We start from the raw sequence: 15,080 nt of genomic DNA, 5'->3' as shown, positions 1-15,080 counted from the left end.
GCCTCCTGTCACTGCTGGAAGGGATAAACGGAACCTAATCTCAACATTTGCGTCAACGTATCCAGTGCTTCCCGGCTCTCCCGTAATAGCATCGGATCGGCCAGATCGGCCTGTGTTAACCTGTCACGATAATAACGCTCAATCCACTCATTTAGTGCGCGGAACAGCACATCATTCATCATAACTGCCGGATTCACCGCCTGTGCCTCGTCATCTTTCAGGACGACGCGTAGCCGTAAACACGCCGGGCCGCCGCCGTTAGACATACTTTCGCGTAGATCAAACACCTTGATTTCGCTGACGGGATTGTCCTGCTCCAGCAGCGTGGTTAAATAGCGCCAGACGCCCGCATGCTCACGAGATTCCTGCGGCAGTATTAGCACCATGCTGCCATCTTCGCGGCTCAACAACTGGCTATTGAACAGATAGGTTTCCACCGCGTCGCTGACAGAGACCTCGGCCTCCGGAACCTCCAGCGCCATAAATCCCTGTACCCGCGCGCGAAGCTGACTAAACAGCGCCTGTTGATGCAAAAACGCCTGCTCATGGCAGAAAAGCACCTGCCGGTTTGATACCGCGATAACGTCATTATGGAACACGCCCTGATCGATTACCGCGGGATTTTGCTGGGCGAAGATAACCTGCCGCGGGCAGACCTGATTAAGCCGCGCCACCGCCTGGCTGGCTTCCAGTGTCTGGCGGGCAGGATAGCGGCCGGGGGCGGCGTTACTGCCCTCTTCGCGGCCATAAACAAACAACTGAACCCCCTGCTCGCCGTAGTCGCCACCAAGACGATTATGGTTAGCTGCCCCTTCATCACCAAACATCGCCACCTGTGGCAACGCCGGATGCACGGCAAACATACGCTCATCGCGGAAGATGGCTTTTAGCACGGCTTCGGTGGTCGGTGCTTCGATGGCGCGGTGAAATTTATTATTCAGGTTAGCCACTGTCAGATGCACCCGCCCGTCGAGCGCATCGGCTGAAGGACAGACCGTCGCCGCGTTCGCCACCCACATGGATGATGCAGAGCTGACAGCAGAAAGTAAGTGAGGTGAATGCGTTGCAGCTTTCTCAATCACCTGCTCATCACTTCCGCTAAACCCGAGCTGGCGCAGAGCAAGCACGTTCGGCCTTTCCTGCGGAGGGATCACTGCCTGCGGAAAACCGGCATCCGCCAGCGCTTTCATCTTTAACAGCCCCTGCTTTGCCGCCAGCTTCGGGTTAGAGACCCGGTGACGGTGTTTCGTCGACGCCTCATTGCCAAACGACAGTCCGGCATAATGGTGTGTCAGGCCTACCAGGCCATCAAAGTTAACTTCCCGCGCTTTCATCGCGTCGCCTCCCGGCTGAAATCAAGCCCAGGGCTGAGTGATTGCGGCAGGACAAGCTCTGCCGATTCGAGACTGGCCATAGGCCAGGCGCAATAATCGGCGGCATACCAGGCGCTGGGGCGATGGTTGCCTGAGGCGCCCACGCCGCCAAAAGGCGCAGTACTCGCCGCACCGGTGAGCGGTTTATTCCAGTTGACGATCCCGGCGCGCGCCTCCAGCAGCAACTGCTCAAATTGTTCACGGTCCGGTGAAATCAACCCACAGGCCAACCCGTAACGGGTATTGTTTGCCAGCGCGATGGCTTCATTAAAGTTGTCATAGCGCCAGACACAGAGTAACGGACCAAAAACCTCTTCATCCGGTACATTCTGCGCATCCGACATCTCAACAATGCCGGGGCTCAGCAGTGATGTTCCGGCCTGCAGTAGATGCGGCTCAAGTAAGGTTTTGCCGCCACGTTCAACGTGCTCCTGCCAGGCCTGCCGGACATGCTGTGCCGCCTGTTCTGAAATGAGCCCGCCGAAGAAAGGCTGCGGATCCGCATCCCACGCCGCAGGCATCAGGCGCGAGGAGACCTCCACCAGACGGCGCAAAAAAGCATCCCCCGCCTCGCCCCGCTTCACCAGCAGACGACGCGCGCAGGTACAACGCTGCCCGGCGGTGATAAACGCCGATTGAATAGTCAGATGCACGGCGGCGTCCAGATCCGCCGGGTCTTCAACAATCAGCGGATTGTTACCGCCCATTTCAAGGGCAAGGATCTTCTCCGGCTGCCCGGCCAACTGGCGATGCAGTTGAAAACCGGTACTGGCGCTGCCGGTAAACAGCAGGCCGTCAATGCCCTCAAGCGAACTTAACGCCTGACCGGTCTCCCGTCCTCCCTGCACCAGGTTCAGCACGCCAGGCGGCAGACCTGCCTGTTCCCAGAGTTTAACTACTGCCTCGCCGGTCAACGGCGTTAACTCGCTGGGTTTGAAAATCAGGGTATTACCCGCCAGCAAGGCCGGAATAATATGCCCGTTGGGGAGATGACCGGGGAAATTGTAGGGGCCAAATACCGCCAGAACGCCATGTGGACGGTGGCGCAATGTTGCAGCCCCGTCTGGCATCTCGGTGTGCTGCGTGCCGGTGCGCGCGTGGTACGCTTTTACCGAAATGGTGGCTTTATTGATCATCGCCGTGATTTCAGTGGTCGCTTCCCAGCGCGGCTTACCCGTTTCACGAGCGATAATCTCAGCTAATGCGGTTTTGTTGGCTTCCAGCAGTGCGGCGAATTTTTCGACAATCGCCTGGCGCTGCGTCATCGTGAGTCTGGCCCAGGCCGGAAACGCAGCCCGCGCCGCTTCGCAGGCGAGCCCGACCTGAGAAGCGTCGGCGTCATTACCCTGCCACACGGTTTCGTTACTGACCGGGTTCTTTTTGATGCGTCGGGCACCCAGACCCGCAATCCACTCGCCATTAATCCATTGATTCATGATTTTTTATCCTCTGCGCACAGGCGTACCAGGCGCACTTTGTCGCCCGGATGACATTTGAGTGCATCAAGTTGTGCAGCGCTCAGTACCAACCGCTCCGTTGCCGGGTCGGCATAGATAAGCATGGCTCTGAATTGATGATATTGCTCGTTGGCCACCATACAGGCAGGCCATTCCCCCGGCGCAGGCTGGCCTTCCGCCACCTCAACCAGACGACTTTTACGGATTGCGCGAACGCGGTCAATGTCGCATTCAAGCGTTGGCCCGCCGTCGAAAATATCGACATAGTTACAGTAGCGGAAGCCTTCTTTCTCCAGTACCGCGCGAGCGGGCGCTGTTTGTGGATGGACCTGGCCAATCACCGCTTGCGCCTCGGACGAGAGAAAATCGGTGTAAATCGGGTGCTTGGGCATCAGTTCGGCGATAAATGCTTTCTGCCCGGTGCCGCACAGGTAATCCGCACGGGCAAACTCCATAGAAAAGAAGCGTTTGCCAAGGCTCTCCCAGAAGGGCGAATAACCGGTCTCGTCGATGACCCCACGCATCTCCGCGACCACTTTCTCATTAAAGCGGTCGCGGAAAGCGGCCATAAACATAAAACGCGATTTAGAAAGCAGATACCCGTTGCCCTCTTTGCGCCATGCCGGGTCGAGAAATAAGGTGCAAAGCTCGCTGCTGCCCGTATGGTCATTGCTGAGGAACAACGTGGGCAGCGCGTTATAAACGTTAAGCTCTTTTGAAGCATGGACCAGCGTGCCAACGCGGTAATTATACCAGGGGTCATTAAGCCCCACAGCGACCTCAATGGCGCAGATCCCGGCCACTTCGCCGGTTTCAACCACTTCAAGGACAAACACATAGCCCTGCTCGCTTTTCGCCAGCTCACCGCGCCAGGTTTTCAGGGCACGCTCAATGCGCGCTGAGAGCGTGGCTTCATCCGCAGGCAGCGAGGTCAACCCGCCGCCTGTTTTTCCTGCCAGCGCCATCAACGCCGGAAGATCGTCATGCTCAACAGGACGGATCACCATCATGATGGACACCCCGCAACGAATTTATCGCAGGCGATACCAAAGCGCGCCAGCCCGCGAGAGACCTCATCTTCGCTAATATTGAGCGCAGGTGCGAAACGCACCACGTTTGCCCCGGCAATCAGCACCATGACGCCTTCTGTGGCCGCCAGTTGCGAAATCTGTTTCGCTTTTCCGGCGTACTCAGCGTTGAGTTCACAGCCAATCAATAGCCCCAGACCACGAACTTCACGGAACAGACCGCAGCGGGCATTAATGGCCTGCAATTGTTCGTTAAACCATTGGTGGCGCTGTTTCACGCCATCCAGCGTCTGCCGGGTATTGACAATATCCAGCACCGCGCCGGCGACTGCAGAAGCAAGTGGGTTACCGCCGTAAGTCGTACCGTGGGTGCCAACGGTCATCACGCGGGCATATTTTTCCCGGGCCAGCATCGCCGCCACCGGAAAACCGCCGCCCAGCGCTTTGGCGGTGGTCAGCACATCAGGTGTTACGCCATAGTGCATATACGCATATAGTTCGCCGGTACGCCCGACGCCCGTTTGTACCTCATCGAAAATCAGCAGCGCATTATGGCGATCGCACAGCTCACGCACCCCCTGTAAGAACGCAGTAGTGGCAGGCACCACGCCCCCCTCCCCCTGAATGGGCTCGACAATGACCGCGCAGGTATCGTCATTGATGAGCGCACTGGCAGCCGCCAGGTCGTTGTACTGTGCATGCGCAATATCCGGCGGTAACGGTGCAAAGTCTTGCGAATAGGCTGGCTGGCCGCCGGCGCTTACGGTAAACAGCGTGCGGCCATGGAAAGCATTTTTGAACGCCACAATGCCCGTTTTCTTACCGCCAAAGGCATCGTGGGCATATTTGCGCGCCAGTTTCAGCGCCGCTTCATTGGCTTCCGCCCCGGAGTTGCAGAAGAAGACTTTTTCGGCAAACGTGGCGTCGATTAAGCGTTTTGCCAGACGTAATACCGGCTCATTGGTGTAGCCGTTTCCGGTGTGCCAGAAGCGCGACGCCTGCTCGCTTAACGCTTTGCATAACGCCGGGTGGGCATGCCCCAGTGCGTTAACGGCAATGCCGCCTGCAAAGTCGATGTACTCTTTATCGTCTTGATCCCAAAGGCGAGAACCCTCGCCACGGACCGGAATGAAAGGCGCTGGCGCGTACACTGGCATCATCCATTCATCAAAGTTTTCACGTGTAATTGACTGCGACATAGCGACCTCATCCGGTAAATAATTGGTTGAATATATGTTAAAAAATATGAGTATTTACGCTGTAAATGTATATTGCACAGGACGTGCCAGCCAGCGTTCAAAATGCATAAACGCGGCCTGACAACGAAATATCAATAAGTTAAAACCCGTCGCTATTCACTTAAATTGCATAAAAAGTGAATAATATTAGATGAAGTCTGGATAGCGGAGAGAAAATCAGAAAGATTATGCATGGATAAAATATAATTCTGAATCTGTGATCGTCTGCGAAATTTATCGGTTAATCCTGCGACAATTTGGGGCGTTACGCACTGTTATGGGGCGCCACACCTGTTCAACAGAATGAAAAAAGCTGGCATCGCTGCCAGCCCTTTGGGTGATATGACCAGGCCAACCGTCAAGTCAGACGACTGCCGCCATCGCTTCAACGCGGGCAATGGCCTGATAAAGAGCGTGGGCGGTGATGTTATCCGGCATATTTTGCATATCCGGCGCATGCAATGACATTTGCACAATCTCTTCAAGCTCGCTGGCATCCAGCGCGGCAATATCACTCAGACGTAGCGGTATCGCGCAGGCATGCGCCAGGCGCACCGCCTCAAGCAATTCCGCATCACTGCGATTTTCCAGCGCCAGCAGACACAGGTTGCCAAAACCCACCAGAAGCCCGTGACCAAATTCGCGGGTTTTATCACAGACCGTAAAGCCTTCATAAATCGCATGGGCGGCCGCGGCATGAGCACCGCTGCTCATCATCGAGGTCAGTCCGGCAAACATAAAGATGGCATCCAGCACCTGTTCCAGCGCGGCACTGGGTTTCCCTGCCCTTACGGCGTCACAGGCAGCAGGGCCGTGGGCCTGAATAAGGTCATAGCAGATACGGCTGTTGGCACTGGAAGCCTGCGCGACGCCGCTGTGATTCTGATGCTGCGTGCTGATTGCGCGAAATTCATACCATTTTGCCAGCGTGTCGCCAAGGCCCGCCGCAAGCCAGCGTAACGGCGCGGTGGTCAGAATTTCGCTATCGATAATCACGGCAGCGGGCGCCTGGGCTAAGGGGAACAGATCGCGAAAATGGCCATTGGCATGATAACGGATGGTCAATGGCGTCACGGCCGCACAGGTTGCGGCAATGGTCGGAATAGTGACAATCGGCACATGTCTCTGTACCGCCACGGCTTTACTGGTATCAAGCGCTTTCCCGCCGCCGACGCCTATCACCATCTCCGCCCCCGTCACCTCGACCTCTCGTGCCAGGCGCTCAATATTCTCTTCAGTGCATTCACCGCCAAACCATTGCAGGCCTACCAGTTCAATCCCGGAGGCCGCCAGTTGATGGCGAATCTGCGTATCCACAGCGGCCAACCCGGCATGACCGCCAATGACCAGCGCGCGCTTGCCCAACGCGGCGCATATCTCGCCAAGGCGGGTGATAACGCCTGCGCCACGTAAAATTTGCGCCGGGAAGATGATGTTCAGTGCCTGCATAAATGACTCTCCGTGATGAACAAACCTGCCTCCTTACTTGTCAGGATTGAGGTCGCAGTAAATGTGGCCCTAACCGGGCAATAGACGTGCATCCCAGCTGTGCGAGGGTGCGGTCAACTTCCTGCAAAATCAGCGCCAGCGCCTGCTTCGCCCCGGCCTCACCGTCAGCCGCCACGCCATAAAGCATGGGCCGCCCGAGCAAAACGCCGTTCGCCCCCAACGCCAGCGCTTTCACCACGTCAGTGCCACGGCGAAAACCGCTATCGATAAGAATCGTTGCGTCCGGGCCGCAGCGATGACGGATCTCAGGTAACACTTCCATCGCACTCACTGACCCGTCAAGTTGTCGCCCGCCGTGGTTCGAGAGCACAATGCCATCAATACCTGCCGCAAAGGCCCGCGTTGCGTCATCCGGCGCGAGAATACCTTTAATCAACATTGGCCCTGACCACTGGCTACGGATCCAAGTCAGCGTCTCCCAGCTCAGGCGCGTGTCCATCTGCGCGGCAAAGTAGCTGGCGCCCCCGGCCCCCCGCCGCTTATCCGCCGGGATATAAGGGGTTAAATTGCCAAATCCCGGTACACCCGCAGGCCGAATGGTGCGCCATACCCAGGCGGGATGTAACGCGATATCAAACAGACTGGGGAGAGAGAGCTTCATGGGACGGCGGTAATTGCGCTTATCCTTTTCGCGATTGCCGAAATGCACCGCATCAACGGAGACCACCAGCGTGGTGCAGCCTGCCGCTTTTGCGCGTTCAAGCAGCCCCGTGGTGACCGTCCGGTCTTTGAGCACATACAGCTGAAACCAGTGTTGGGGCAGGTGTTCATCCGCAATTTCCTCAATCGGTGCGGTCGACACGGTACTCTGGATATAGCCAATACCGGCATCTCTGGCGGTACGCGCTAACATCGCATCGGCGCCATAACGCAACATGCCGTTATAACCCGTCGGCGCAATCAGCAGCGGTGCCGCCAGTTTTTGACCACAAAGGGTAACCGAGAGATCGCGTTCGCTCGCGTCGTTCAGCACCGGAGGAATAAAGCGCCAGCGGGCAAAGACACGGCGGTTATCGCGTAATGTTTGCTCATCATCCGCGCCGCCTTCCAGATAACTAAAAGCAAAACGGGGTAGCGCGCGTTTGGCTCGCTGGCGTAGTTCTTCAATGTTCAGTGCCAACCGTTTCACACCGCCCCCTGCGCAAGGATCGCTTTCAGGGCGTCGATAAACTGCTGGTTATCCTCTTCGTTGCCCATCGACACCCGGATCCAGTGCTCATAGCCTGGCTCCCGCCACGGCTTGATAATGACGCCATAGCGCAATAAATGCTGCGCCATTTCGCCGCTGGGGCGTCCACAGTCAAAGAAGAGAAAATTGGCGTGTGAGGGCGCCACGTAAAATCCCAGACGTCTGAGTTCGGCGGCCACACGCTCCCGCTGCGCGTTCACCAGGGCAACGCTCGCCTTCACATGCGCCTGGTCGCCTAACGCGGCCACCGCCGCCGTTTGCGCCGCGCGATTAATATTAAATGGTGTACGTACGCGGTTGAGCAAGTTGACGAGTTCAGGGTGACTGGCTAAGCCATAGCCCACGCGCAGGCCCGCCAGACCCCAGGCTTTCGAAAAAGTACGCAGCACAATCCACGGGCGCCGCTGCGCGGCCAGTACTGCCAGGCTATCGGGGTAATCCGGGTTCTCATGGCAATATTCGAAATAGGCTTCATCAATGACCAGCACACATTCCTGCGGCGCGGCGGCAATGATGCGGGCAAAACCGTCTTTGTCGAGCATGCACCCCACCGGGTTTGACGGATTGCTAAAAATGACCATTTTCGCCGGCGTGGAGAGCGCCTGCTCCCAGGCCGCAATGTCGAACTGTTGTCGTTGATCAACCCCCACCAGGGTCACGTCCGCTCCCATCATGCGCGGGAAGATCTCGTGCAGGCCAAACGACGGAATCAGCGTGACAACGCGATCACCAGGGTTAAGAAAAGCCAGCGCCAGCATATGCAGGATGTCTTCTGAACCATTGCCTGTGACAATATTTTCGGCGCTTACGCCGGTATAGTCCGCCAGCACATCGCGCAACCGGGCGCTGGCGGCATCGGAATAGACCGCGCTGAAATCAGCATCTGCCTGTAATGCTGATACCACCTGCGGGCTGGCGCCCAACGGGTTTTCATTACTGGCCAGTTTGGCGATATGGGTTACGCCATATTTCTGCCGCACAGCCTCTGCCGACAGGCCCGCGTTATACAGACCCAGGCTGCGTGTCGTGGGGCGAGCAAGATTGTTGAGTGTCTGTTGTTGTTGCGCAAAGAGTGGATCGGAAACCGCGACATCGAACGTCATTACGTATCCCTCAGGAAAAGCCGGATGAGCGCGAGCCGCCCATCCGGCGCTGATGATCAAAGCATCGGTAAGTTCAGGTGATTACGCTCGGCGCACTCCTGCGCCTGTTCATAGCCCGCATCCGCGTGGCGCATCACGCCCGTGGCCGGATCATTCCACAGCACCCGTGCCAGACGTTCATCCGCCTCTTTGCTGCCGTCACAGACAATGACCATCCCGGCGTGCTGAGAAAAGCCCATTCCCACGCCGCCACCATGGTGCAGACTGACCCAGGTTGCGCCGCCAGCGGTATTGAGCAACGCGTTGAGCAGCGGCCAGTCAGAGACTGCATCAGAACCGTCTTTCATCGCTTCCGTTTCACGGTTTGGCGAGGCCACAGAGCCGGTATCCAGATGGTCACGGCCAATGACAATTGGCGCTTTTAACTCGCCATTACGCACCATCTCGTTAAAGGCCAGCCCGGCAAGATGACGCTCCCCCAGGCCAAGCCAGCAGATACGCGCAGGCAGCCCCTGGAAGGCAATACGTTCACGCGCCATATCCAACCAGTTGATCAGATTGGCGTTATCCGGGAAGAGCTCTTTCAGTTTGGCGTCGGTTTTGTAGATATCTTCCGGGTCCCCGGAGAGCGCCACCCAGCGGAAGGGGCCTTTGCCCTCACAGAAGAGCGGACGAATATAAGCAGGAACGAAGCCCGGGAAATCAAAGGCATTGGTCACCCCTTCCTCTTTGGCAACCTGGCGAATATTGTTGCCGTAATCGACGGTCGGGATCCCCATGGCGTGAAAATCGAGCATCGCCTGTACATGCTTCGCCATCGACGCGCGAGCCGCTTTCACCACTGATTGCGGGTCGGACTGGCGTGCCTGCTGCCATTGTTCCAGGCTCCAGCCCTCCGGCAGATAACCGTTGAGCGGATCGTGCGCCGAGGTCTGATCGGTGACAATGTCCGGGCGCAGGCCGCCTGCTTTCGCCCGTGCCGCCAGTTGGGGCATCAGCTCGGCGGCGTTGCCCAGCAGGCCAACAGAGATGGCTTTGTTCTCGGCGCAGGCTTTTTCAATCATCGTCAGGGCGTCGTCCAGGCTGCGGGTTTTGTAGTCGAGATAGCGCGTGCGCAGACGGAAATCGATGCGTGATTCCTGGCATTCAATCGCCAGCACGCATGCGCCTGCCAGAACTCCCGCCAGCGGCTGGGCACCACCCATGCCGCCAAGCCCGGCGGTTAAAATCCACTTGCCGCGCAGGTTGCCGTTGTAATGCTGGCGACCGGCTTCGGCGAAGGTTTCGTAAGTGCCCTGCACAATGCCCTGCGCACCAATGTATATCCATGAACCGGCCGTCATCTGGCCGTACATCATCAGACCGGCTTTATCCAGTTCATGGAAGTGTTCCCAGTTCGCCCAGTGAGGAACGATGTTGGAGTTGGCAATCAACACGCGCGGGGCGTTGCTGTGGGTGCGAAAAACGCCGACCGGTTTTCCCGACTGGACCAGCAGCGTTTCGTCTTCCCGCAGATTGCGCAGGCTCTCAAGGATCGCCTCAAAGGCCGGCCAGTTGCGAGCTGCTTTGCCGATGCCGCCATAAACCACCAGGTCTTCCGGGCGCTCGGCGACATCCGGATCGAGGTTGTTCTGAATCATGCGATAGGCTGCTTCAATCAACCAGTTCTGGCAGCTCAGTTCGGTCCCCTGGGGAGCGCGGACAACGCGGGCTTCGGCATTTTTGTGTGGCGCATTCATGTTCATTTCCTTCTCTAAATTTGAATTTTTTGCACAGCGTTATCAGGCGAAGCTCGGCAACAGCGCTTCGATTTCTGCGGGCCAGTGTTCGCGGGACGCCCACAGACGCATCATTTCGACGTCCGGCGCCATCAGGCGATCTTTTTCAAGAAACGCGACGTTCTGGCGAATGGCGTTCATTTCGTTTTCCAGCGTTTTTGAGCTTTGCAGCGGACGATGGAAATCCACCCCTTGCGCGGCCGCCATCGCTTCAATGCCAACCACAACGCTGGTGTTGAAACACATATCCCCCAGACGGCGCGCGGCGTAGGTCGCCATTGAGACATGGTCTTCCTGATTCGCAGAGGTGGGCAGGCTGTCGACGCTTCCTGGATGGGCCAGCGATTTGTTTTCCGAGGCCAGCGCGGCGGCGGTAACCTGGGCAATCATAAAGCCGGAGTTCACACCGCCGTCACGCACCAGGAACGGCGGCAAACCGGACAACCCGGTATCAAGCAGCAGGGCCATACGACGCTCCGAGATGGCGCCAATCTCAGCGACCGCCAGCGCAATAATGTCGGCGGCGAAGGCCACCGGTTCGGCGTGAAAATTACCACCGGAAATCACATCGCCGTTTTCGGCAAAGACCAGTGGATTATCGGAAGCGGCATTGGCTTCGATGCGCAAGATGCGTGCGGCATGGTGCAAGTTATCAAGACATGCGCCCATCACCTGAGGCACGCAGCGAATGGAATACGGATCCTGTACGCGGCCACATGCCGCATGGGAGGTCACAATGTCGCTCCCGGCGAGAATTTTGCTCAGCGCGGCCGCCACGGCAATCTGCCCTTGCTGTCCGCGGGCTTCATGAATACGCGGGTCGAGCGGTTTAACGGAACCTTTGATGGCTTCCAGCGACAGCGCGCCGGCCACCAGCCCGGCGGAAAAGACGCGCTCCGCCTCAAATAGCCCCGACAGTGCCAGGGAGGTCGACACCTGAGTGCCGTTAAGCAGCGCCAGCCCCTCTTTCGGCCCGAGTTCAAAGGGGCGTATCCCCGCACTTGCCAGACCTTCCACCGCAGACATTGTGTTGCCCTGCACCGTCACCGTGCCTTCACCAATCAGCATAAGCGACAGGTGCGCCAGCGGGGCTAAATCGCCGGATGCCCCTACCGAACCTTTTTCCGGAATGCAGGGATAGACCCCGGCATTGAAGAGCGTAATCAGGGCGTCAATCACGTCAATGCGAATGCCGGAATGGCCACGCGAAAGACTGAGGATCTTCGTTGCCATCACCAGGCGCACAATGTTATCCGCCAGATATTTACCCGTCCCCACACTGTGCGACAACACCAGATTGCGCTGTAATTCCGCCAGGCGTTCGGCCGGAATACGGGTCTGCGCCAGTTTGCCAAACCCGGTATTGATGCCGTACACCACGTCCCCCGATGCCACAATGCGGGTAACCGTCTCCTGAGAGGCCAGCACATCGGCACGGGCCTCTTCCGCCAGCGCGAGATGAACATTGCCCTGATAAATCTGGCGCAGCATGGGCAGGTCTACATGGCCTGGCTGCAGGCGGCAAAGGGTGAAACCGGAGGATGAAGGAGCCATAATCTATTCCTGTATATACAAGTAGAGCTGAAAATATACCCGGTCAGGACTCGGCCCACCGGGTGCTTACGCACAACCTGACAAAAAAGTGGCAACACGACGCAAAAAATAACCGATCAATGATCCATGGTCTGCATCGTTTCGGTACGAATCTCTTCCGTTATCCGCGCCTTGAGCGTCATAAACTCCGGTGACGTCTTTAACGTGTAATCACGCGGGTGCGGAAAATTCACCGCCACTTCGGTTTTGATTCTCCCTGGGCGGGCGCTGAAAATCGCCACTTTATTGGCCATAAAAATGGCTTCATCAATATCGTGGGTCACAAACAGCACCGTTTTGCGCGAGGACTCCCATATCGACAGCAGTAGCTCCTGCATCATCACGCGTGTCTGGTTGTCGAGCGCGCCAAAGGGTTCATCCATCAGCAGAATTTTCGGGTCATTGGCCAGCGCACGGGCAATAGCCGTACGTTGCTGCATGCCGCCTGACAGTTGACGTGGGAAGTGATGCTCAAACCCACGCAAACCGACCTTATTAATAAAGTAGTCGCTGCGCTCCTTTTGCGCCGCTTTACTCACGCCTCGCTCCTGTAAACCGAAGCGGATATTTTGCTCAACGGTGAGCCAGGGAAAAAGCGTATAGCTCTGGAATACCATGCCGCGGTCCGCGCCGGGGCCGTCAACGAGTTCCCCATCCAGCCAGACTTCACCACTCGTGGGCTGATCCAGACCGGCGACAATGCGCAGAAGCGTCGATTTCCCGCAGCCGGAAGGGCCGAGGATGGTAATAAAATCGTTCTCATTGACCTGATAATCCACCGGCAACAGGGCCTGGGTTTTTTCACCTTTCGGGCCACTGAAGACACGCTCCACCTGGCGAACACTCAGCTTCGGATAGTTCATTACAGAGAACTCCATACAAACAGGCGGCGGTTAACCGCTTTAAACAACAGGTCGGAGAGCAATCCGATACAGCCAATGACGATAATGCCGAAGATCATCTGCCCAGTGTTGAGTAACGCCTGGCTGTTGACAATCATATGGCCTATCCCGCTGGATGAACCGATGAGCTCCGCCACAATGACATAGGTCCAGGCCCAGCCGAGCACCAGACGTAAAAGCTCGGCGATTTCTGGCGCCGCACCGGGAATAATCACCCGACGCACCACGCTTTTATTGGTCGCCCCCAGGGTGTAGGCCGCCTCAACCAGATCGCGACGCGCAGCCCCTACGGCGACAGCCACCATCAGGGTTATCTGGAAGAAAGAACCAATAAAAATCACCAGGATCTTCTGCATTTCACCAATACCGGCCCACAGGATCAGCAGAGGCACAAACGCGGAAGCAGGCAGATAGCGACAAAATGAGACAAACGGCTCGAAGAAGGCTTCGATAAGTTTGTATGAACCCATCCAGATACCCAGCGGCACGGCAATAACGCAGGCCAGGATAAACCCGCCCAGTACACGCATTACTGTCATACCGATATCCGTGGTGAAATCGAAATCGGTAAACAGCAACACCCCTTCCTGTAGCATACTGGCTGGGCTTGCGAGGAAGGTCGGAGCAACCAGGCCGGTAAAGGTCACCAGCGCCCATAAGGCGAAAAACAGCACAAAGAAGCAGAAACCCAGAAACCAGCGGTGCCGCGGCGCAACGGGGCGTAATGGCACCATCATCGGGTTATGCCAGACCTTTTTGCTTGCCGGCAGAGGTGCCGGCTCGCGTAAGTCTGTCGTGGTCTTGCTGGCGTAGTCCGCGGCCTGACTGACAGGACTGTTCATATCGTGGTCCTTCATGGCTGAGTAACGTACTTCGCGTCATACAACGTGTTGATGTCCGGCGTTTTACGCAGAATTTTCATCTCCGTGAGCAGACGTGCCGCCTCATTGGTGAAGCTCACGATTTCGCCGCTAAAGAATTTTTTGTTCGCATCGCGATCCTGCCAGCGCAGATAGCTGGACTCTTCGGCAAACTGTTTACCGGTCTCTTTCACCGCCGCGCCCATGATTTCATTGGCTTTATCCGGGTCAGCTTTGATCATATCCAGTGCTTCGAAGTAGCTATTGACCAGCGCCTGGGCCGCTTTCGGGTTTTTATCCAGCCAGGAAGGCGTGCAGCCGAGGGTATCCATGACCATAGGATAGTCGAGCGTGGTGGTCAGGATTTTGCCCTTATCCGGACTCTGGCGAATGTTGGAGAGATAGGGTTCGTAGGTCACGGCGGCATCGTTCTGCCCGGCAATAAACGCATGTGCGGCGGCGTCCGGCCCTAAGGTCGCAAGCTTGACGTCTTTCATCGTCATGCCGTTTTTATCGAGGATCCACGCCAGCAGAAAATAAGATGAGGTGCCGGGGGCATCGACGCTGATGGTTTTGCCTTTCAAATCCGCGACGCTATTGATACCGCTGCGCACTGCGATACCGTCCGCGCCGTACGATTTATCCAGTTGCACGATTTGCTTAATCGGCACACCGCTGGCATTCCAGGTGAGATAGGTTTCTACCGTGGTCGCCGCGCACTGCAGCGAGCCGGAGGCAATCGCCAGATGACGGGATTGCTGCGGGACCATTTTCAGGGTCACATCAAGACCGTTCTTTTTGAAAATGCCCGCTTTGTCAGCCAGGGTCAGCGGCGCAAAGCCGGTCCAGCCGGAAATCCCGATCGCCACCGGCGTATCCGCCGCCAGCGCTGTGTTAGCCACACCACCTAACGCGACTGCCAGACCTAACAGAGATAATGAACGCTTTAGTACAGTCCTGGAAATCATGTTGCTCATCTGCCACTCCTGCCAAATTACCTGTCTCGGGGAATGCCTGCGCAGCAAATTGCCACCGGCGAATGACGCTACT

At 57.1% G+C, this 15,080-nt stretch carries 12 protein-coding genes; all 12 read right to left on the bottom strand.

Annotation, left to right across the window (positions count from 1 at the left end):
* Positions 1-8: 8 nt before the first annotated feature.
* The 12 genes from astB to L2097_RS04360 all read right to left on the bottom strand — a co-directional run bounded on the left by astB (position 9) and on the right by L2097_RS04360 (position 15,007).
* Entirely contained in the window at positions 9-1,334 is a 1,326-nt protein-coding gene (astB, locus tag L2097_RS04415; RefSeq protein WP_250352203.1) for an N-succinylarginine dihydrolase, read from the bottom strand.
* Complete coding sequence (gene astD / locus L2097_RS04410) at positions 1,331-2,809, bottom strand: succinylglutamate-semialdehyde dehydrogenase (RefSeq protein ID WP_250352202.1); 1,479 nt, start codon at positions 2,807-2,809, stop codon at positions 1,331-1,333. The genes astB and astD overlap by 4 nt, the downstream gene beginning before the upstream one ends.
* Positions 2,806-3,840 carry an arginine N-succinyltransferase gene (gene astA / locus L2097_RS04405; RefSeq protein WP_250352201.1) on the bottom strand — a complete coding sequence of 345 codons (1,035 nt, stop codon included), beginning with the start codon at positions 3,838-3,840 and terminating at the stop codon, positions 2,806-2,808. The genes astD and astA overlap by 4 nt, the downstream gene beginning before the upstream one ends.
* Positions 3,837-5,057, bottom strand: coding sequence for a succinylornithine/acetylornithine transaminase (astC, locus tag L2097_RS04400; RefSeq protein WP_085006346.1), 1,221 nt, complete (start codon positions 5,055-5,057; stop codon positions 3,837-3,839). Before astC ends, astA begins: the two co-directional genes overlap by 4 nt.
* A gap of 402 nt (positions 5,058-5,459) precedes the next feature.
* The gene (locus tag L2097_RS04395) at positions 5,460-6,545 is read right to left on the bottom strand and encodes an iron-containing alcohol dehydrogenase family protein (RefSeq protein ID WP_250352200.1); all 1,086 of its coding nucleotides are present in this window, start codon (positions 6,543-6,545) and stop codon (positions 5,460-5,462) included.
* A 40-nt stretch (positions 6,546-6,585) separates the two neighbouring features.
* On the bottom strand, positions 6,586-7,734 hold the full coding sequence (locus L2097_RS04390; RefSeq protein WP_047369955.1) for an alpha-hydroxy acid oxidase: 1,149 nt from the start codon (positions 7,732-7,734) through the stop codon (positions 6,586-6,588).
* Positions 7,731-8,897 (bottom strand): histidinol-phosphate transaminase, encoded by a 1,167-nt coding sequence (gene hisC, locus L2097_RS04385; RefSeq protein WP_250352199.1) that lies wholly within the window; start codon positions 8,895-8,897, stop codon positions 7,731-7,733. The genes L2097_RS04390 and hisC overlap by 4 nt, the downstream gene beginning before the upstream one ends.
* A 56-nt stretch (positions 8,898-8,953) precedes the next feature.
* Entirely contained in the window at positions 8,954-10,636 is a 1,683-nt protein-coding gene (hutU, locus tag L2097_RS04380; RefSeq protein WP_047369953.1) for a urocanate hydratase, read from the bottom strand.
* 42 nt (positions 10,637-10,678) lie between these two features.
* Entirely contained in the window at positions 10,679-12,229 is a 1,551-nt protein-coding gene (hutH, locus tag L2097_RS04375) for a histidine ammonia-lyase (protein WP_250352198.1), read from the bottom strand.
* Between the two features lie 116 nt (positions 12,230-12,345).
* Entirely contained in the window at positions 12,346-13,131 is a 786-nt protein-coding gene (locus tag L2097_RS04370; RefSeq protein WP_047369951.1) for an ABC transporter ATP-binding protein, read from the bottom strand.
* Positions 13,131-14,012 (bottom strand): ABC transporter permease, encoded by an 882-nt coding sequence (locus tag L2097_RS04365; protein WP_047369950.1) that lies wholly within the window; start codon positions 14,010-14,012, stop codon positions 13,131-13,133. The genes L2097_RS04370 and L2097_RS04365 overlap by 1 nt, the downstream gene beginning before the upstream one ends.
* A gap of 11 nt (positions 14,013-14,023) precedes the next feature.
* Positions 14,024-15,007, bottom strand: coding sequence for an ABC transporter substrate-binding protein (locus L2097_RS04360; RefSeq protein WP_047369949.1), 984 nt, complete (start codon positions 15,005-15,007; stop codon positions 14,024-14,026).
* Positions 15,008-15,080: the final 73 nt, after the last annotated feature.

Source organism: Citrobacter sp. MNAZ 1397, assembly GCF_023613995.1.
Lineage (GTDB): Bacteria > Pseudomonadota > Gammaproteobacteria > Enterobacterales > Enterobacteriaceae > Phytobacter > Phytobacter ursingii.
The sequence above is the reverse complement of the archived record's forward strand: the minus strand, read 5'-3'. Positions and strand labels throughout refer to the sequence as shown.